Annotated in this window: 8 protein-coding genes; 4 read left to right on the forward strand and 4 right to left on the reverse strand. The window is 40.3% G+C overall.

Annotated elements, in window-relative coordinates; translation table 11 throughout:
• Positions 1-2: 2 nt before the first annotated feature.
• The 4 genes from ACHFIY_RS12015 (at position 3) to ACHFIY_RS12030 (ending at position 4,963) form a co-directional block, all read left to right on the forward strand.
• Entirely contained in the window at positions 3-1,001 is a 999-nt protein-coding gene (locus ACHFIY_RS12015) for an NmrA family NAD(P)-binding protein (protein WP_410846343.1), read from the forward strand.
• A 566-nt stretch (positions 1,002-1,567) separates the two neighbouring features.
• Complete coding sequence (locus ACHFIY_RS12020; RefSeq protein ID WP_410846344.1) at positions 1,568-1,909, forward strand: PAS domain S-box protein; 342 nt, start codon at positions 1,568-1,570, stop codon at positions 1,907-1,909.
• Positions 1,910-1,953: 44 nt separating this feature from the next.
• Positions 1,954-3,465: a PAS domain-containing sensor histidine kinase gene (locus tag ACHFIY_RS12025; RefSeq protein WP_410846345.1), complete on the forward strand. Its 1,512-nt coding sequence runs from the start codon at positions 1,954-1,956 to the stop codon at positions 3,463-3,465.
• A 1,108-nt stretch (positions 3,466-4,573) separates the two neighbouring features.
• Complete coding sequence (locus ACHFIY_RS12030) at positions 4,574-4,963, forward strand: hypothetical protein (protein WP_410846346.1); 390 nt, start codon at positions 4,574-4,576, stop codon at positions 4,961-4,963.
• A 91-nt stretch (positions 4,964-5,054) separates the two neighbouring features.
• Here the strand turns inward: ACHFIY_RS12030 and ACHFIY_RS12035 are convergent, their stop codons facing one another.
• From ACHFIY_RS12035 to ACHFIY_RS19365, 4 genes are all read right to left on the reverse strand, one after another.
• The gene (locus ACHFIY_RS12035; protein WP_410846347.1) at positions 5,055-6,395 is read right to left on the reverse strand and encodes a GH1 family beta-glucosidase; all 1,341 of its coding nucleotides are present in this window, start codon (positions 6,393-6,395) and stop codon (positions 5,055-5,057) included.
• 824 nt (positions 6,396-7,219) lie between these two features.
• Complete coding sequence (locus ACHFIY_RS12040; RefSeq protein ID WP_410846348.1) at positions 7,220-18,232, reverse strand: T9SS type A sorting domain-containing protein; 11,013 nt, start codon at positions 18,230-18,232, stop codon at positions 7,220-7,222.
• Between the two features lie 1,264 nt (positions 18,233-19,496).
• Entirely contained in the window at positions 19,497-19,820 is a 324-nt protein-coding gene (locus ACHFIY_RS19360; protein ID WP_489685642.1) for a formylglycine-generating enzyme family protein, read from the reverse strand.
• Positions 19,821-19,852: 32 nt separating this feature from the next.
• A complete protein-coding gene (locus tag ACHFIY_RS19365) occupies positions 19,853-20,401 on the reverse strand; it encodes a formylglycine-generating enzyme family protein (protein WP_489685643.1) in 549 nt (182 codons plus the stop codon).
• Positions 20,402-20,457 lie beyond the last annotated feature (56 nt).

Below are 20,457 nucleotides of genomic sequence, written 5' to 3' on the forward strand. Positions count from 1 at the left end.
AGATGGAAAAGAAAATCTTAATCACTCTAGCCACAGGCAAAACAGGATATGAAACTGCTTTACAGCTTTTAGAAGAAGGTTATCCAGTTAAAATAATGGTTCGTTCAAGAAACCAAAAAGCATTAGAACTGGAAAAATCAGGTGCTGAAATTGCTATTGGTGAATTCAATAATTACGGGCAAATTAAAAATGCCCTGTTAGATGTTAGCCGTGTTTATTACTGCTACCCTATCAAAAAAGGAATGGCAGAGGATGTTGCTGTTTTTATACAAGCAGCAAAAGAAATGAAAACTGAAGCCGTTGTTTTTATGGGGCAATGGTTGGCCGAATTTGAAAACCAACAAAGTTTTCAAACAAAAAGCATTCAGCAATCTTACAAACTTTTAGAGCAGTCTGGATTAAATGTAGTTTACCTCATTCCTGGCTACTTTGCAGAAAATAACATCGGTGTTTTGCTTGAATTTGCAGTTCAACTTGGCATTTTAGCTTCCCCTTTTGGAAATGGGAAAAATCCAGTTCCATCCAATGAAGACTTGGCAGCTTGCATTGCGGCATTACTCAAAAATCCTCAACCTTATTATGGACAACGGCTTAGGCCAACAGGATCAAAATCGCTTTCAGTGAAAGAAATGGCAGATATAATAACAAAAGTGACTGGCAAAAAAATCAGGATTATCAATTCGCCAGAGTGGATGTTTTTGAAAGCTGCCTTTTCAATGAAAGACGATTATGGATATGACGCTTTTACTATTGCACAGGCAATACACTACAACAGGGAGTACCAACAAAATAAATTTGACATTGGCGGAGCTACAAACATTGTAAAGCAATTGACAGGTAATGACCCAGAGGATTTTGAAACGATTATTAGGCGCTTTATCGAAACCTCATCTTATGGAATGCCCAATAGAACAGGTTGGTTTAAAGCGTTGATAAAGTTTATGAAAATACCATTTCAAAAAGTACCAAGTATTAAAGAGCTTGACAGGCTTAACAAATAGATTAATTATCTTACGCAACCTATCAGCATTCAACTGTCGCATGGTCTCGTGCCTTTGCCTAAACGTTACTTAACTAACATGTAAACGAATACACGTTTTTTAACCCGGATTTTGCAGTTAAAATCTATTGCAAGCCCCAACTACTTCAAACACAAACACTTGCTTGATTTTTTGGCCTCAACGTAGTGTACTATGTTTTCAGCCAAAAAATCGGCTCAAGTGCTTGTGTTTATTGCATTTGAGCCTTTCATAACGAAGTCAACTGCAAAATCCGGGTTTAACCAACCATAGTAACCCTTTTCGAGTTTAGCCATACATCAGCAGGGCATTTCCTCGTGCTGTTTAGTAGCTCGCTAACATTACTCACAGTGGGGGAAAACGAAAAATGGCTTAAAACGATTTGAATAGCATTAATAATAGTAGTTTTGGGTGCATCTTTTTTCCACTTTTATACGGGCTGTAATAGGGTTGCCAACCTTTTGAAAATTGGCAACCCTTACGCTAGCTAAAAAAAATATGCACCGGTAGTTTTACAAAAAAGTCCATATAACGCTAAATTTAATCAAATGGTTTCTGCTTTCCATCCCGATCTTTCTTTGGAAGATTTGTTTCATGCCACTTTTGAAAACGACCTTACTGCCCAAATATTGAAAATTTTTGAAGGGGAAATTTTAGCCGTTAATAGTGCCACTTGTGAAATGTTTGGGTACACACAGGAAGAATTTTTAATGCTTCAACTAAACGAATTTGTAGTAGGCAATATTGCTGAGCGAGAAAAGATGAGAGAGGCACTTAAAACCGGCAAAGCAAATGGCATTATAAGTTTCAAAAAAAAGGATGGTGCTTTTTTTAATGGTAAAGTAGAAGCTAAAAACATGGTGGGGCTTACAGGTACAAATATAGTTTAATTACTATTTTTGACAATACCAAAGAGGATAATTTAACAAGTGAATTGGCAGAAAGGGCAAAAACAATAACTAACATCCTTGGTTCTTCATTTGACGTTATTTCTATCATTAACAAATCTGGCAAGCGGATACATACCAGCAGCTCTGCTTCCCAATTATATGGCTATACCATGGAGGAGCTCATTGGAAAGCCATTTTTAGATATTGTTTATGAAGCCGACAAGGAAATAAGTGCAGCTACTTTTGCTAAGATTTTTGAACCTGAAAGTATAAAATATTTCGAAAATAGGCTTGTAAAAAAAGATGGCTCCCTCTTGAATATGTCATGGTCAATCAATCTTGATAAAGAGCTAGATCATGTATATATAATTGGTAGGGATATTACAGAGAAGATTAATACGGAAGAAGCCTTAAAGGAAAGTGAAAAGCAATATCGGTCGCTAATAAAAAATTTAAACACAGGAATACTTAAACAAGGGCCAAGCACTGAAATCCTACTTTCAAACCCTGCCGCTTTGGAAATGCTTGGTCTTTCGGAAGACCAGATACTTGGAAAAACCTCTTTTCACCCAAACTGGAATGTGATTCATGAAAATGGAGATGATTTTCCTGGGGAAACACATCCTGTTTCTGTTGCCATCGCTACAAAAAAATCAGTTCATAATGTTGTAATGGGTGTTTACAGACCAGTAACAAAAGACAGGGTATGGCTTTTGGTAAATGCAGAGCCAGCGTTTGACACTTTGGGTCAGTTGGATCATGTAATATGCACTTTTAATGATATTACGGAACAAATAGTTGCGCAAAATGAACTAACAGAAACCAAAAAAAGATTGCTGAAACTAAATGATGAACTGCAACTTAATAGTATAGCGCTTACAGCTAAAAACATTGAGTTAGAAAGGTTTACTCATGTAGCTTCCCACGACCTAAAAGAGCCATTACGAATGGTTAGCAGCTTTATGAAATTGCTAGAAAAGAAATTTGGAAACGTTTTAGGCGAAACCGGCAAGCAATATATAGATTTTGCCATAGACGGTGCAGAAAGGATGAGGGGAATTATTACCGACTTGTTGAGCTACTCGCAAGCGGGTGACAGCACACAGAAAGTGGAAGATGTGGACATGAATAAGGTAATGGAAGAAGTAACCATTCTCTTTGATAATGAAAGTTATCAATCGGAGGCAGAAATTTCAATTGAGCATTTACCAATAATAAAGGCTGGAAAAATCCCTATGACACAATTAATGCAAAACTTGATTGGGAACTCAATAAAATATAAAAGAGACATAAAAGCAGAAATACTCGTATCGGCAGAGGAAAATGAAGCTGAATGGATATTTAGCGTAAAGGATAATGGTATAGGGATTTCTGCAGAGGATACAGAAAAAGTCTTTGTAATGTTCCAAAGATTACCCACAAAAAACAAGATTAGTGGCACTGGCATAGGGCTTGCCAGTTGTAAAAAGATAGTTGAAAGCTATAATGGCAGGATTTGGGTAACTTCTGAATTGGGTGTAGGTTCCACTTTTAAATTTTCTATTCCCAAGGTTTAATAAAAATTGTGCCTATTGATCCGCTTGGTGAAATAAGCTACGCTTACATTTCGCCCTACAGCTAGATGGAATTTTCATAATCCCTTGCTAGTTAACAAGTCTTTGCTTTGCCAGGCTTATAGCCTTGTAGCCAATGCTGTTGCTTACAGCAACAAAAAGGTGCATAAAAGTTTTTCGCTTTTTAGTGAAAAAACACCCTAGTACCACCCTACCCGCCACTTATCCCAAAAGCCGGAACAAACACCCCACGGGCAAGAAGATGGGATGCAAAACGAGAACACTTATACAATTTCTACACTATTACTTTTTCTGGGTTTTTTATTAAAATAGTTTCAGTTTTGACAATTTTCGGTCTTTTTTCCTATTTGCGATTTTTCGAAAAATCACCCCCTCGCCTTTAAATCATTGATTATCAACAATAACGGCAAAATTTTATGCGTATTTTGTGCCTATTTTGTGCTTATTTTTTGAGTGATTCGTGCATACTTTTTGCGTATTTTATGCTCATTTTGTGCGTATTTTTTGCGTATTTTACAACCATCAATACAAGGCTAATTTTTTAACCTAAAACAATCTTAATATTAACAAAAAAACAACTTTGATGCAAGTACTGGTTGATAGCTTGTAAAATACATTTAGCCTAGGTTTTAGCAAGTGCATTTCTAGCACAAAGATAAGGTTTTTAAAGATTAGGGAATATCGCCACAAAGCGAAAAACTTTTATGCACCCCAACAAAATAACACCTTTGCAAAATTGATAAAAAGCCTTATTTTTGCATGGCATAAGCACCAAAGATAACCCTAGTTTTTTTTCTTGTTGAATGCTGTTTTTTTGCCTTGGATATATTACTAAAAACTATCTCCAACCTTTTCTGCTACTGTCTTTAACTCATTAAGTAAACCATTAGAATAGCTAATTTACCGTTCATCTAAATTCATTGCATGGCAAGTGTCAAGAATGTACCTTGTTGTTTGAATTTGCTCTGCTTGCCACCCAGTATGAAAATTTGCTAGTAGCTAAGGTAAAAATTGATTTGTAGAAAGAAGAATGGCATAACAGTTGATAAACAGCAACAAAATATTCTATCACCAATAAATACAATCAATTATGTCATCCACAACAAAAATCGGTATCTGGATGGATCATTCCATCGCCTACTTAATGGAGTTAACAACAGGCTTGGTTGAAAAAGTATCAATTGAGTCGGTACAAATTTGTGAGGATGATATACATAGTTTGGCTAAAGAAGAAAACTACAAGCAAGTAGAAGAACAATACAAGCAGTCGGCATATTATAAAAAACTACGCGAAGCCATTAATAATTCTCAGGATATTATCCTTTTTGGCCCGAGCTATGCCAAAGTAAAGTTATACAACATGCTTAGAGCCGACAAACGATTTGAAAAAACAAAAATAGAAATTAAGCAAGCTGGAGAAATGAATGAAAACCAGTTATTTGCATTTGTAAAAAAACATTTTGCAAATCGATTATTTTAAAATAGTACCCTATTGAACTGAGAAATTTGTTGTACAATGCAAAAAAGCGTGGAAATAAATCCACGCTTTTTTGTTGCAAATATATATGCCCTCAACTTTTTAAAAAACTCCGCCACCAATAGCCAGAATTTTTTATGGTACGCAATTGTGTCTTGAAGTCCACATGAACCAAGCCAAAGCGGGCTTTATAACCTTCGGACCATTCAAAGTTGTCCATGAGTGTCCATGCAAAATAACCTTTCAGGTTCACGCCATCATGCTTTGCATTATATGCTGCTTTCAAATAATCTTGAAAATATTGGATGCGGTGAGCATCGTTTATTACACCATTAACCAAATGGTCTTTAAAATATGCCCCACCCTCACTAATAATAATATCTTTTGCAGGGTTATAAGCAGAGAAACGCTTTATCATCCTATTAAAGCTATCTGCATTTATTTCCCAGCCCATTGCCGTGTGCGGCACTTTACGTTTTGTAGCCGATACTTCAATAGCCTGTATGTAAGGTATAATGGCATTGTGCTTTACAGTAAGAGCAAAATAGTTCTGTATTCCAATAAAGTCAAAATCGAACTTCATGCGTTCAGTATATTTCCAGGCTTTGGTGTGCAGATGCAGCTTGTCTAGCAATGCAAACCCTTCTTTATGTGGGTAGCCCATGCCCAATGCAGGCTCTATGAACAATCGATTCAGTAAAATATCCATCCTGTTAGCAGCGGCAATATCTGTTTCCTTATTGGTATAAGGCATCATCTCGCTGCAAGAAAAGGTAGTGCCAATATAGGCTTTGGCTACTTCGCTCCTTAAAATACGCCCACCTTCTGCCTGTGCAAGGGTTGCATTGTGCACGGCAGACAAAAAGTTATCCAAGCCCAACCTGCCGGGTGCGTGTTTGCCTAGCATATATCCCAATGTGGTAAAGCCCATTGGTTCGTTCAGCACTATCCAATTTTTAACCTTATCGCCATATTCTTGTGCACAAACGGTTACAAAGCGGCTAAACCATTTCAGCAGCAGGTGGCTTGTCCACCCTCCTTCTTTTTCCAATGCCTGAGGCAAATCCCAGTGGTATAGGGTAATAAAAGGCGTTAGTCCCAGTTCCAAGCATTCATCAATAAGTTTATGGTAAAAAGCTATACCAGGTTTGTTTGTACGCCCCACCCCTTCTGGCAATATCCGTGTCCATGCTATAGAAAAGCGGAACACTTTAAAGCCAAGTGCTTTGGCAAGCAACAAGTCATCTTTATAGCGATAATAAAAATCACAGGCTTGCGTTGGCTTTCCACCCTCTTTTGTTTTGCCGTTCCTGCTTGCAAACGTGTCCCAAATAGATAAGCCTTTTCCGTCAACATTATATGCACCTTCGTTTTGAGGCGCAGCAATAGCCACGCCCCATAAAAAATCGCTTCCAAAATCAGATGATTTCAACAAAAGATGGTATTTATAAAAGTGAGTAGTAAATGGTCAGCTGAAAGTGAGCCGTGAGTGGGAAATTGGCATACATACTTAAAACTGGTGAATTTCTTAATCATGAAAAAAATCTAAAAACAAGTGATGTATGCATAACCAAATAAAGTTATTGCTACTTTAAAATTGGTTTAATTAATTTATTAAAACAAATTTATGGGAAGGAAAAATAGATATTGGTAAAGAATATTAAAAAAAGCTCAAAAAAGTAGAAAAGTAATGTTGCCGTACATTTTTTCTGCTCACAATCTTACAAAAAATTGGCCCCAGTAGAAACCGGAGCCGCAACCAAAACTAACAGTGCAAATATAATGGAAACAAAAACAAATTTGCCAAAGAAAATTGTAATAAATTTTTTAAATAGTGATATTTTTTTAAAGATTCGCCATGTGTGGCGCGTCACTGCTACAAGTAGCTGCATTGGTGAGCTTTACAGTTGATTTGCTTATAGGTTACATTAAACCAGATTTTGCAGTTGAAATCTATTGCAAGCCCTAACTACTTCAAACACAAGCATTTGCTTGAATTTTTGGCTTTATCATAGTTCAACTATGTTTTCAGCCAAAAAATCAGCTCAAATGCTTGTCTTTATTGTATTTGAGCCTTTCATAACGAAGTCAACTGCAAAATCTGGTTTAAAAAAAATCCCAGCTACCGAAGCAACTGGGATATAACATTACAATTATCAACTTATTAACTCCTCCGCCTCTAAAGGAAAACTTAAACCGCCGATAAGGGAGAGAAGGGTTTTATTATTGCCCCTTTTCGCGGCTGGGCGTTGGAGTATATTACTGAACCGTTACACTTGCATTATAAACCACTTGCTTGCTGCTTACTGAACTGATGGTTACGTTGTAAACACCATTAGCCAATTTTTCCGCTATGCTCAAGCCATGTGTTGAAGTGCCACCGTTATGGCTTACTACTTCCGCATGTACTTTTTGCCCAAGGCTGTTGTAAATGCTTACGGTGTATTTGCCAGCTACAACATTTTCCAGTTTCACGTTCAACTTGCTGTTTATTACTGGGTTAGGATACAAGGTGTAAGGTGTAAGGCGCAAGACATAAGACGAAAGGGTTACAACATTGCTGAAAGCTATGCTTCCATCTGCGCTGGTGGCTTTGATGCGGTAGTAAGTAGTGCCAGTAACGCTGTTGTCAACATAGCTGTATGCCGCAGTAGCCGTGTTCTTGGCTGTTGCAGTGCCTATTGCGGTGTATGCCGTGCCATCGGTTGATTTCTCTACTGTGTAGCCAGCTACTTTGTTTTCCCCTACCGTGTTCCAGCTTACTGTTGCTGCACCTTCTTTCAATGTTGCGGTAGCCACAATGCTGTTTACTGCCAAAACTGTTGGCTTGAACACAATCTTGAACCTGTTGGCATAGCTTGCTGCAACTGTATTATCCGCCGCAAAGCTGATGGTGTTCAGGCCGCTGCTTAGTGCAGTGTAGGTTTTTGTATAGCCATCATATATAAATGGCACTAGGCTATTGCTGTTGTAGCTTGTGGCATCTATCTGCAATTGGTAGTTGGCTTTTGATACCTGTGCCAACTCTATAGCTATAATATCATCCTTGGTGGCTACCTGCCTGCCGTCTATGCTTAGTGCCTTGCTGGTGCTTAGCTCGTGTATTGACAGGTTGTCGCTGCTGTTGGGCAGCTTAGGCACATCCTCGTTGCCATTGTAGCCATTGCTGTAACCATTGCCAAACACGATATTGGCCACGTCCATCTTGTGGTAGCTGCCTGCCCCTGCTGTTTCTGCCCTTAGCAAAACAATAGGCAATTTGCTTTCAACGCCAAATACTGCTGTTTGATTACCCGCTGCCTTGGCTGCTTCCGTAAAGCCTATTACTGGGTATTTGGGGTAGCCTTTCTTGTTCTGGATAAATATTGCCTGACCAGCTTGTATGTACTGGTTGCTGCCTGAATTGCCCGCTACATAAGCACCTGTTGCACCAAGGGTTGGGTCTAGGTAATAGTAATAGTTTTCTATGCTATCCTTAGTAAGCAAACGCCAGTCCACAGGGCAAACATAAGGGTTGGCAACTAGGCTAAAGCTGCTGTCTGTAAGGTTGTTCAAGCCATAAGTACTGCTGGTGTAGGTACTACTTGTTACTGCATTACTCACCCCTGCTGGGCTGTAGGTAACATTACCTGTTATCAAAGTGCCACTTGCGCGCAGCCTTGTGGCGTTGTACATCAGCAAGCCCAGCGGCGTGTTATCTATAGGCGTGGTGTATAGGTTGAAGCTCCTGTCGCCCCTCACCAATAGCCTGTAACCTTGGTAAGGGTTCAAGGATATGTATGTGTTGGGGATAGTTGCCCATACCCCTGCCGTATAGGTGTAGGCTGTTTTCACTGCGCTCAAGCTACTGTCGAAGCCAGATCCAAGGTTTATCCTGTTTGACGTGTTCGTGGTGTTGGGGTCTTTACTGCCGCCAGTGATGAACATGCCGTAGCCGCTGTTGGCATAGCTGCCATTTTCCTGCCATGTATTATAGATGGTGTTGCTTGCGCCATAAACGCTAGGGGCTATGTCGCGATAGCTGCGGTAGCCTTTAGGGATATACCTTTCTACGCTTACCGTTCCGCTGATGCTTCCGCTGTTGCCGCTTGCGCCTACTGGAGCCAATGTGCCAGAACTAGCTATGCTGTTCGATTTGAACACTACGTTGCTGTTTGTGGTTAATATGCCACTTTGAAGGGTCAATATGCCTGTAATGTTCAGCTTGTTGCTTCCACTGCTCACAATTGCCCCGTTGCTATTGTTTAAGGTAAGGCTGGCTATTGTGCCTGTGCCACTAACGGCTTGGGCAACGCTGCCATTCAATATAGTAGTACCTGTGCCACTGATAGTGCCGTTATTGATAAAGCTAGTTGCTACATTCAATGTGCCATTGTTAGTGATGGTAGCACCAGCATCTAAAGTAAGTGCCTGAGTAGATGCAGTACCGGTAATAACAGGCTGTCTTGTAGCCACTGCTATACGTGCATCAACAGTGCTGGATGGCAAGCCATTGCCCCAGTTGCTGGCATTTTGCCAGTCTGTGCTTACAACACCTGTCCACAAGGTGCCTGTAACTGTTACAGATACGCTGTTACTTGCAATTGCCAACAAAGGCGCATTTGAATTATTGGCCGTTGCAGTGTAGCTGCCAGAACCATAATAAATTGGGTCTAGTGTATTAACAGAGGTAGTAGCTACCAATGAACCATTTTTATACCAGCTAAAACCAGTAGCACCAACAGTATTGGCTACAGAAAGCGTAGGGTTGCTGTAACTCAGTACCACAGTTGTGTTCTGCGGCGTATAAACAGTACCGCTAGGTGGGGCTAACACTTTTGTACCCAACACCGTAAAGTTTATAAGGTTGTTGTTCAGTTTCAACGATGTTAACGAACCAAAAGGCGATGCCGTAAAGCTGGCTGGGGTAATAGTGGCAATTAAGTTATTGCTCACATCAAATGTACGGCAGGCAGTAAGGAAACCAGGAGTAACTGGGGCAGATATAGAAGTAAACTGGTTCCTGTTTAGGTAAACAGTCGTTATTTTATTACTATTAAACGAAGGTGTACCTCCTGTCATTGCATTACTAGAATCGTTTATGGTTACTATATTGGTATAATCAATCGCTCCAGAAGCAGTATAACTATTCCTTGACACATCATAACTAATCATGGTAGCTGTAATATTAGGAGATGTACCAGTTAATGAATTATTGGATGCATTAAAGTATTGAAGCCCTGTACCAGAAGCAATATTGCTGGCAGTTGTCAACGCATTACTTGAAAAATCAATGCTGGTAATGCCATTCCAGTTCTGCGTAGATACCGTTGTCAACTGGTTGTTTGATAAGTTCAATGTCCGCAAGGCAGTAGTGCTTGTAGGGTTCACTACATTAGAGAAAGTAAATGTAGCCGCATCAAAAACACCCGAAATACTATTGTAAGATGCATTGTAGCTAACCACAGTATTTACGGCAGGGATAAACGTAGTGAAAGCTGCCCATTTGCTAAAGCCATTATGTGAGAAATTAACCGTAGTAATATTCTGGTTGACCGTTAAAGAACCATTAGGTCCAATAGCTGGCAATGTGCCAGAACCACTACAGTTTGAAATATTAATAGATACCAAGTTATTCAGCAACAACAAGCCAAAGTTTAAGGTGTTGGTTGCAGAAGCAGTAGCATTGTTAGACAATGTAAATGCAGTACCAGTAATGTCAGTAATATAAGTATTTGCTGGCACGCCTGTACCTTGCACGCTCCATCCAGCAACTATACTTGCAGGTGCTGCCAATACGCTCAATTGATTAGAAGCCGATGTAGTAGTAGAACTTGCCGTTGTGGCACCGCTCACTAGGTTAAAGTCCGTTTTGCCAGTAAGGCTGTTGCCAGACAAATCGAGTGTTGTCAAACTAGTTAAAGGCGCTGTTCCAGCAGAGGTAACAGTTGAAGCCAATGTAGTAAAGGCTGTAAAACTGCCACTTAGGTTATTACTTGGCAATTTCATTTGTTGCAATTTCACTGCGCCCAAAACATCTGTTGTAAAGGTTAAGCCTTTCCACCTAGTAATAGGGTTTACTGCACTCCAAACAGAGTCATTGGCTACTGTGCTTGTCCATGAGCTACCGCCTGTACTATTGTAAAATGCTATCAAGGCAGTAGAATCTGCAGCACGGGACGAGGTGCTGAAATTAAGCACGCTGCCGTAAGTAGTACCTGATGTATTGGTAGCATAAGCCTTCACATAATATATAACGCCAGAAGTTAAGCTTGTTAACGATTTAGACATTACATCTACAGCTGCTGCACCAGTAGTTGGGTCAACAGCATTCGTTACACCAGAACCACCAATTACAGGGTTGGTATTGCTGCTGCTATACACAAAGCCCCTCGCCGTAATAGTAGAGCCACCATCTGATGTTACTTCGCCATTTAAGGTAGCCGTGGTAGAACCGATGCCAGTAGTGGCATAAGTAGATACGCCAGGCAAAGCCAATACTGTAAACACACTGCTTGTTAATGAAAGCAAAGTAGCATTTGCACTATTGCTAGCTACTACTATGTAATCGCCGCCACCTAAGCCGAGGCTGGTTAAATTAATAGAACTTGTACTGCCTGTATAAACCAACACAGATCCATTGCCATCGCCATTGTCCCTATACCATTTATAGGTATTGGCACTGCCAGCCCCTGTAACGGTAAGTGTGGGGTTGTTATAGCTTAACGTAATAACCGTGTTTTGTGGTATATATGTAGTACTACTTGGAGGCGTGTTTACTTTTGTGCCCAACGCTGTAAAATCAAACAAGTTGTTGTTTATTTTCAAAGTAGTCAATGAGCCAAACGGACTGGCAGTAAATGTTGAATTTGCCAAAGCCGTAAACTGGTTATTGCTAATATCTAAATAAGTACAAAGCGGCAAGCTACTTGGCGTAAATGCACCACTAAGGCTATTTGAAGACAAATCTACACTTGTAGCATTTGTACTACTAATGGTAGTAGAACTATTTGCCAATGAATTGTGAGATAAATTAATGGTATAAAGGTTCGTACCAAAATCGGTATAAGCCGTAAACCCATTGTAAGAATAATCTACGTTTTTAACGTTGATTACTGTATTTGGGAAATTGGAAACCAATGTTGGTATAGTACCTGTCAATGAATTGTGTGAAATATTATAAGTCTGAACTTGTGTACCTAAGCCATTATTGGGTTGTGCCGAAAAACCACAGTATGAATAATCAACTGAAGTTAAATTAGGGCAACGATCAAAAATGAGCGAGAAAGTTGATCCAGTACTACCCGTATTTGCTGCCGTAATCGTATTGCCATAAAAAAGGCTGCCATTACCATTCATGGCTTGTGGCGGCGTGCCTGTAAGCCCACTGTTATGGGAAATATTTATTGTTTGAATTTGGGCAAACTGTGGTAGGCCAAAAAGCAGCGTTGCAGTAGTACTAGTTGTAGTAGCACTAGAAGACAAGGTAATTGTGTAGGTGTATGGCCCACTACCTGTTATGGCTATTGCGGTAATAGACGTACCCGTAGGGATGCCAGTACCAGTAACCAACCAACCAACTGTTAGCGGCAAGCTATTAGAAGTAGATAAAAATGAAACGCTGTTGGAAGTGTTTGTAGTAGTAGCGTTTGTGCACTGTTGGTTGTTATAACCAGTTGCATTAAAGTTCACCAAGCTGCTTCCATTAGTACCACTGCTTGTAGCTGCCCCTGTCAAACTGTTGCTGGACAAGTTCAAGCTTGTCAAACCTATCAATGTAGTAGAAGTGCCTGCATTAGCCAATGTTTGCAAAGCAGCAATGCTACCAGACACATTATTATTGCTTAAATTAATAGCTGTAATTTTCCCGGTAGTACTAGAAGTACTGATGCCATACCATGTATTTACACGGGCAGTGGTCAGCCAATTGGTTTTATTAGTCCAGCTGCTGCCGCCCAATGAATTATAGAAAGCTACCAAAGCGGTAGAATCGGTAGCACTAATGGTAAGCGTAGAGAAAGTAACCACGCTGCCGTAAGCCGTGCCTATACTGTTGGTGGCATAAGCCCTGCCATAATACAATGCACCAGCATTCAATGTGGGCGAAGCACTATAACTACCTGATGTAGTAGCACCATCTACAATAGTCGTTACCCCACTGCCACCAACTGTTGGCGTGGCATTGGAAGTACTATATAAGAAACCTCTTGCACTTAACACATCGCCACCGGTAGATGTTACATTGCCTCCAGCACCTGTAGCAGTGGTGGTTGTAGTAGCCGTAATTGTATTGGTAGTAACGGTTGGCAAACTAAGGGTAGTGAAGTTGATAACACTGCCATAAGCCGTGCCAGAAGGGTTGGTAGCATAAGCAACCACATAGTAAGTAACGCCACTAGTCAACCCGGTTAAAGAAGCCGTATAAGGCGTTGTAACTGCACCGTCTGTTACGGTAGTAACACTAGAACCACCCAATGTTGGGCTAGTATTGGTGCTGCTAAATAAAACACCCCTTGCCGAAATGGTTTGGTTGCCATTAGAAACAATTGTGGCACCAGAAGCAGCAGAAGTAGCCGTTATAGAAGATATGGCTGTAGTAGTAACCGTGGCAAGCGTAGGTGCAGCAAGCGTTGTAAACGTTTGCACGCCACCATAGAAGGTGCCTGAACTATTGGTTACATAAGCCTGTACGGAATAATTAACTGAAGAACCAAGGCTAGACAAAGCACTAGTAAACGGCGAAGTGCCTAGCGTGCCGCCATAAGCTACTTGTGTAACACCGCTTCCCCCAATTTGTGGTGTTGCATTGGCAGAAGTAATGCTGTAAACAATACCCTGGGCAGTAGCACCAGACGCACCATAGCTAATAGTGCCGCCGCTAGATGCCGCACTTGCAGTAATGCTGCTTGCCGCTGTGGTTGACACGCCAGCTATCACATACACACTGCTTGTCATGGAAAGCGCAGTTGCATTGCTAGTGTTGGTAGCCACAACATAGTAGCTGCCAGCACCATAGGTAGTGGTGTTCAAACTATTTACACTTGTAGTAGTTATTTGTGAGTAGCCACTGCCATTATCCCTGAACCAAGTATATAAGTTGGCACTGCCTTCGGCCGCATTGGTAGTAAGTGTAGGGCTGGTGTAGCTTAAAGTAACTACTGTGCTTTGTGGGTTGTAAGTGGTGCTTGCTGGTACTGAATTTACTTTTGTACCCAGTGATGTAAAGTTAAACAGGTTATTGTTCAATTTCAACGTTGTCAATGCACCAAAAGGGCTAGCTGTAAAAGTGGAATTAGCTAAGCCAGTAAACTGGTTGTTGCTAATATCTAAGTACGTGCAAGCTGTCAAGCTGGTAGGCGTAAACGTGCCTGACAAACTATTAGAGGACAAATCAACACTTGTAGCATTTGTACTGCTAATGGTAGTAGAACTATTGGCCAATGAACAATGCGAGAAATTAATGGTATAAAGGTTTGTACCAAAATCGGTATAACCCGTAAGGCCAGTATTATAAGAATAATCCACGTTTTTAACGTTTATGATAGTATTTGGGGCATTGCTAACTAATGTTGGTATGGTACCTGTTAACGAATTGTGCGAAATATTATACGTCTGCACCTGTGTGCCTAAGCCATTATTGGGTTGTGCGGAGAAACCACAGTATGAATAATCGACTGAAGTTAAATTAGGGCAACGATCAAAAATGAGCGCAAAGCTTGACCCAGAACTACTGGTATTAGCTGCAGTAATAGTATTGCCATAAAAAACACCTCCGCTACCATTCATTGTTTGTGGCGGTGTACCTGTAAGCCCTGTGTTATGAGAAAGGTTTATGGTTTGAATCTGTGCAAACTGTGGTAGGCCAAAAAGCAATGTGGCTGTACTACTCGTTGCAGTTGCATTAGCAGACAAAGTGATAGTGTATGTATATGGCCCACTGCCTGTAATGGCTATTGCAGTAATATACGTTCCAGTAGGTATACCAGTACCAGTAACCAACCAACCAACAGTAAGCGGTAAGGTATTAGTGGTAGATGAAAATGAAATGCTGTTTGAATTATTTGTAGTAGTTGCGTTTGTACACTGTTGGTTATTATAACCTGTTGTGTTAAAGTTCATCAAGCTGCTTCCATTAGTACCATTGCTTGTAGCGGCACCTGTCAAACTATTGTTAGACAAGTTCAAGCTAGTTAATCCTATCAATGTAGTAGAACTATTAGCACTAGCCAATGTTTGCAAAGCTGCAATGCTGCCAGACAAATTATTATTGCCCAAGCTGATACCAGTTATTTGACCTGTTGAGGCAGATGTGCTGATACCATACCATGTGTTAACACGGGCAGTGGTAAGCCAATTGGTTTTATTCGTCCAGCTACTGCCGCCTAAAGAAGAATAAAAAGCTACTAAAGCAGTAGAGTCAGTAGCACTAATAGTAAGTGTGGAGAATGTAACTACGCTGCCATAAGCCGTACCGATACCATTGGTAGCATAAGCCACCCCATAATACAACGTAGCAGGTGTTAATCCAGTTGGGGAAGCAGTATAGCTACCAGTTGATGTTGAGCCATCCGTAATGGTAGTAACACCGCTACCACCCAAAGTAGGGTTCGTATTGGTGGAACTGTATAAGAAGCCCCTTGCAGTAATACCACTTCCAGAAACTAGGTTTCCTCCTAAACCATTAGCCGTATTTATGGTTGTACTGGTAGCTGAAGTGGTAGTAACCACAGGTGTTTGTATGCTAAATGTCAAAATGCTGCCGTAGCTAGTGCCAACTGAATTAGTAGCATAGGCCACAACATAGTAGGTAGTGTTTGCACTTAAACCAGTAAGCGAAGCTGTGTATGGTGTAGATGAGCCACCATCGGTTATATTGGTTACGCCACTACCACCAACCGTTGGGGTAGTGTTGCTGCTGCTGTACAAAACACCCCTTGCAGAAATGGATGCCCCGCCATTAGTAGTAATGGTAGCCCCGCTAGATGCGGAACTAGCTGCTATGCTGGAAATAGCTGTAGTAGTAACCGTAGGTGCACCTGTGGAACTAGCAACAGTTTCTACGCCTGTAAAAATGCTGGTTGTAGTTGCTGCAAGGGCAGTGCTTGTAAATACAATGGGGCTAGTACCCGTGAGTGCTGTAATTTTTGTAAACGTACTACTACCTGCTACGCCTTGCGATGCAGAAATGCTTGTTTCTGTACCTGCAACATCCCCACCACCGTATGTATTCCTTACATAAGACATACTTACAGATGCTGTAGTGCCAGGAAAACCAGATGCGGGAAGAACAGAATAATATCTTTTTAAATAATTATTTACACTTGTGTTATTTGTATATTTTACTGTACCAAGACCAACTGTTAAGGAAGTAGCTGATGAAGTACTTACATTACCCATACTGTTTAACACTAAGGGTGTAAAATTGGTAGCATCACCTAATGGGAAATTGAAAGTTGTACTTTGTACATTTACGCCACTTGCAAATGACTTTATCAATGACCCGGTACCAGTTGCTACAACATAAGATGAGCTGCTACCAATAGGGATTGCACCAGAAACTGTAAGGTTATTGCTACCCAAACTTAGTTTGCCACTTGTTAATGTTAATGCCGCAGTAGTGATACCGCTATTAATATTAACGGTAGCAGGAGTAGCGTTTGTATTATTGATAGTTAAGCCTGCTAAAGAAGTAACACTTGAAGGAATATTAAGCGTACCAGCAGTAGTTCCACCAAAAGAAAGGGTAGAAGACCCTGTATTCACCAAAGAAATAGAAGAACCAATATCACTACCATTAAGTGTGAGCGTATTTGTAGTGCTGCCTAATGACAAAGATGTTACTGTTAGTGAACCACTACTAGGCCCAACTGGGTTAGTACTTGTAAGCGCACCTGTAATGGTTAATGTACCTGTGCCACCTACGATAGTACCAGGTGACGTATAATTACTTTGGATGTCTAAATTAGAGATAGAAATACCAGTTGCAATTGTAGAAGCAGCTTGTGTATTAGTATAGCATGTGGCTACTATTATTTTTCCTCCCCCAGTACTTAGCACATTCCCAGCAGCACTCGTTGTACTGGTGCTACCAGATGTTCCCAGTGCCAAAGTATTAAGGGCATTGGTGGTGCCTGTAATAGAGCCAAAAACTGAAAAATTAAACCCATTGCAATCCAAGGATGCACTACTGTTAGCCAAAATTAATTTAGCAAGTGTTGTATTAACAGCAGCTGATGCAACATTATAAGGTATTCCAAAACTTGCATGAAGCACCACAGGTGCTGTACCCATCAACATTAATCCACAAGGAATAGGGTTGATAGGGTTTGCGTTGGAAGCCCCTACAAACAAATCAGTCATAGGGTGGTATGTGCTTCCTGATATAAGTGAAGGCAAATCAACTGTTGTAGTATTATTAAAACAAAGGGAAGCATTGCCAGCCGAAACAGACCAGTTCAAACGCCCGCCAGAAGTACTATTGGTATTGGTTGTTGTAAACATTTGGGTTAACCTAAGGCTAATCCTAGTGTTGCTGCTTCCCATTTGGAGATTGCTTGTCCCAGTTATGGCCAATTGCCCGCTAACATCCACATAGCCTCCAGTAGCCTGGCTTGTTGTGATAATCGTAGCCCCACTGCTCGACCCGCTTACAGTAAGATTATTTGCTGTTACATTGTAGCTCGTGCTACTGCCAGTTAGGGTTAATGCAACTGCGGCAGTAGTGGCATTATTAATGATTAAATTGTTGTTTGCAATAATATTATTCGTATATGTAAACGTACCTGCCGAAGCACCAGTTAAATTTATGGTCAAATTATAAAAACTACCTCCAGATGGATTAGCAAAAGTTGTTCCAGAAGTGTTAAAAATAACAGTGCTACCTGTACTACAAGTACCAATATTTGGTGCTGATGTATTGCTTTCCGTAAGCGTACCTGATGCGCTAACATTTATAACCGTACCAGTTGCTGTGGTAACGGCAAAACCAGAAGGTATAGTAAAGTTCATGGCATTGGTACCATCACCTACATTTATCGTAATTGCATTGCCCGCAGACCCAGCCGCCCATGTTGATGTTATGGTAGCCGTGCTGCCATTATAAATATTGAAAACATCACCTGCAGTAGTGAAATTACCTGGGTTAGTACCGCCAACACCATTTGTATTGGTACTCCAACTACCTACCACCCCAAGGTTAGCACCTGAAGTATTGTAATAGATTGTCGCATTCCCACTCACCACCATCAATGTGGCAAACAATAACATACCTGCAAAACGGCAAGCTTTTTTCATATAATTAGGTTTAATGTGCATGTTATTTGTATTTGGTAAAGTATAGGTGCTATCTTTTTGGATAGTTAACTTTTTACAACAATTGGCAAGTATGTAAATTCGTTTCATTTCAAGCAATTTTATAATAAAGAGAAACCATAGAGTGTATCATCTGACCGTTAAAACAAATGATGTTTATTAATAATTAGGATTGTATAAAAACTAGGTAAACCACTATGAAGAGGTAGCTATGTAACCAGGTGGCGAACATCCAAAAACTGCACAACCTTTATCTTGGCTAGTAAGAATTAAAATATGCTGGGCAGCATTTTTTAAAATAATAAAAACAAATAGTGGCAATCTTGACATAACAATCGTTTTCAAATTACAGACTTTCTAAATCTCTAGCAAAGATGGGTACTCAATTGCTCTGTTGGGGTATTGTATTGTTAATGATTGGGTATGCAAATGTTTAATTCATGTTGCAACTCCTACATTTCAATACAAAAAAAGGGCTAAAATGAACATTTGATACCCTACTGTATCAAATGTTAACCTGAAAAAAAAAGCAATTGCTTTATAAAAAAACAATATGTAAACGTTGCCAAAAAAGTATGTTTACGGTTACCAACCCTTGGCAAAAATAGTTGTGCGTAGGGGCAGAAAATCTTCTGCCCCTACATTAGGACGTATGCAATATGCCCATACGCACCACCAAGGTGCATTTCAAAATTTCGTTTTTAATTGTTTTCAATAGATTTCAACTGCAAAATCTAGGTTTAAAAAGTATCCTATATGGGGGAAATTTTGGATACTCATGGGGGAATATTTCCCCCATATAGGATTTTTATTTTGGACTATATACCTATTCATGCCAATTTTACAGTAAAGGAGCAACTAGGGGCATCTTGGCCTTGCTTCCCGCATCGAATGCTAGTTGGCTTAGGAAAATAATAATCCACCATCAAAATCTTATTAGTTTCTTATCAATAAATTATCAATTTACTATAGTAACACTATCATTCCATTATCAATAAATTATCAAAAAATTCACTTAAATTATAATAAAAAATGAGGCTTAAAAAATACAAACAACTGAATATCAATGAGTTATAGGCAAAAAGGAGAAATAGCAAAAAAAATAAATCACTTAAAAGCAGAAAATAAGCCATTCCAAATCTTCGCTTAGTTCTTCTTATTCCCTCGTTTGTTCTTGCCCCCTCTCCCTTTGGATAGGGTTTGGAACAAATTCACGACTGATGACTTATCACTTATGACTTACGACTTACAACTTACTAGCCACGCACCTAAAACCCACTTCTGGCGAAGTAGTGGTTGGCGGCCATTTGTAATGGTAGCTGATGCGCATGTGCAGTTTTATATCGGTACGGTAGGAGCCGCCTTTTGCCATCTTTTTTTCGCTGCCTACCCAGTGGTTGCCGCATTCTGTTTTGCCATCGGCAACGCCAATGGGGTCTATTTGTGGCTCGGATGGGTACGGGCCTTCCCAGTCGCTGCACCATTCAAACACATTGCCTATTAAGTCATATAGCCCCAAAGGGTGCATCTTTTTAAGGGCTACTTCATGGGTTAAAAACCCAGAGTTCATCCTAGACCAAGCGTATTGGTTGCCAATAGAATCTATATTTTGGGTAGTGTCCGCAAAAAATAATTGCCTTGCTTGCCTGCCCTTTCTATAAACTCATACTCCGAATTGGTGGGCAGGCGGTAGCCATTTTTATGGATGTCATATTGTATATCCGTAAGTGCCGTTACAGATGTATCTTTTTTTACAATGGAGGTATAGGTATAAACCGTATCCAACTTGTCCCTTTTGCTGCGTGCGTTGCAATACAGCACTGCATCATACCAAGATACTTTTTCCACTGGCATTTTCAAATTGCCCACCTGATGAGCAGACGGGTTTACGCCCATCAACTGCTGGTAATCTGCTTGTATTACTAGCGTGCTATCCATGTACAGGTTATAGGTAAACGTTACTTTGTGTTTGCCGATAAAGCAGGACCATTCTGTGCCTCCCTCCTCTTTTGTCCACCCCATCATAAAGCTTTGGTTTTTGGAATGGATGAAAGCCATGTTGTTATATTTGCTAGCGGTTTTCTTTTGTTTTTGCGCATAGCTAAATACTGAAATAGCCAGTACTGGCAGTAGAAGGATTAATTTTTTCATAGTTTGTTTTTTTTGCTATAAAAGCAGGAAGACACAAAGGGGGGCACAAAGAAAGA

This window comes from Parasediminibacterium schistidii, assembly GCF_046546515.1.
Classification (GTDB): Bacteria; Bacteroidota; Bacteroidia; order Chitinophagales; family Chitinophagaceae; genus Parasediminibacterium.

Excerpts from the sequence above, each read along its gene's own strand:
- ACHFIY_RS12015 (WP_410846343.1), top strand. The coding sequence starts at position 3 with ATGGAAAAGAAAATCTTAATCACTCTAGCCACAGGCAAAACAGGATAT.
- ACHFIY_RS12020 (WP_410846344.1), top strand. The coding sequence starts at position 1,568 with ATGGTTTCTGCTTTCCATCCCGATCTTTCTTTGGAAGATTTGTTTCAT.
- ACHFIY_RS12030 (WP_410846346.1), top strand. The coding sequence starts at position 4,574 with ATGTCATCCACAACAAAAATCGGTATCTGGATGGATCATTCCATCGCC.
- ACHFIY_RS12040 (WP_410846348.1), bottom strand. The coding sequence starts at position 18,232 with ATGAAAAAAGCTTGCCGTTTTGCAGGTATGTTATTGTTTGCCACATTG.
- ACHFIY_RS19360 (WP_489685642.1), bottom strand. The coding sequence starts at position 19,820 with ATGAACTCTGGGTTTTTAACCCATGAAGTAGCCCTTAAAAAGATGCAC.
- ACHFIY_RS19365 (WP_489685643.1), bottom strand. The coding sequence starts at position 20,401 with ATGAAAAAATTAATCCTTCTACTGCCAGTACTGGCTATTTCAGTATTT.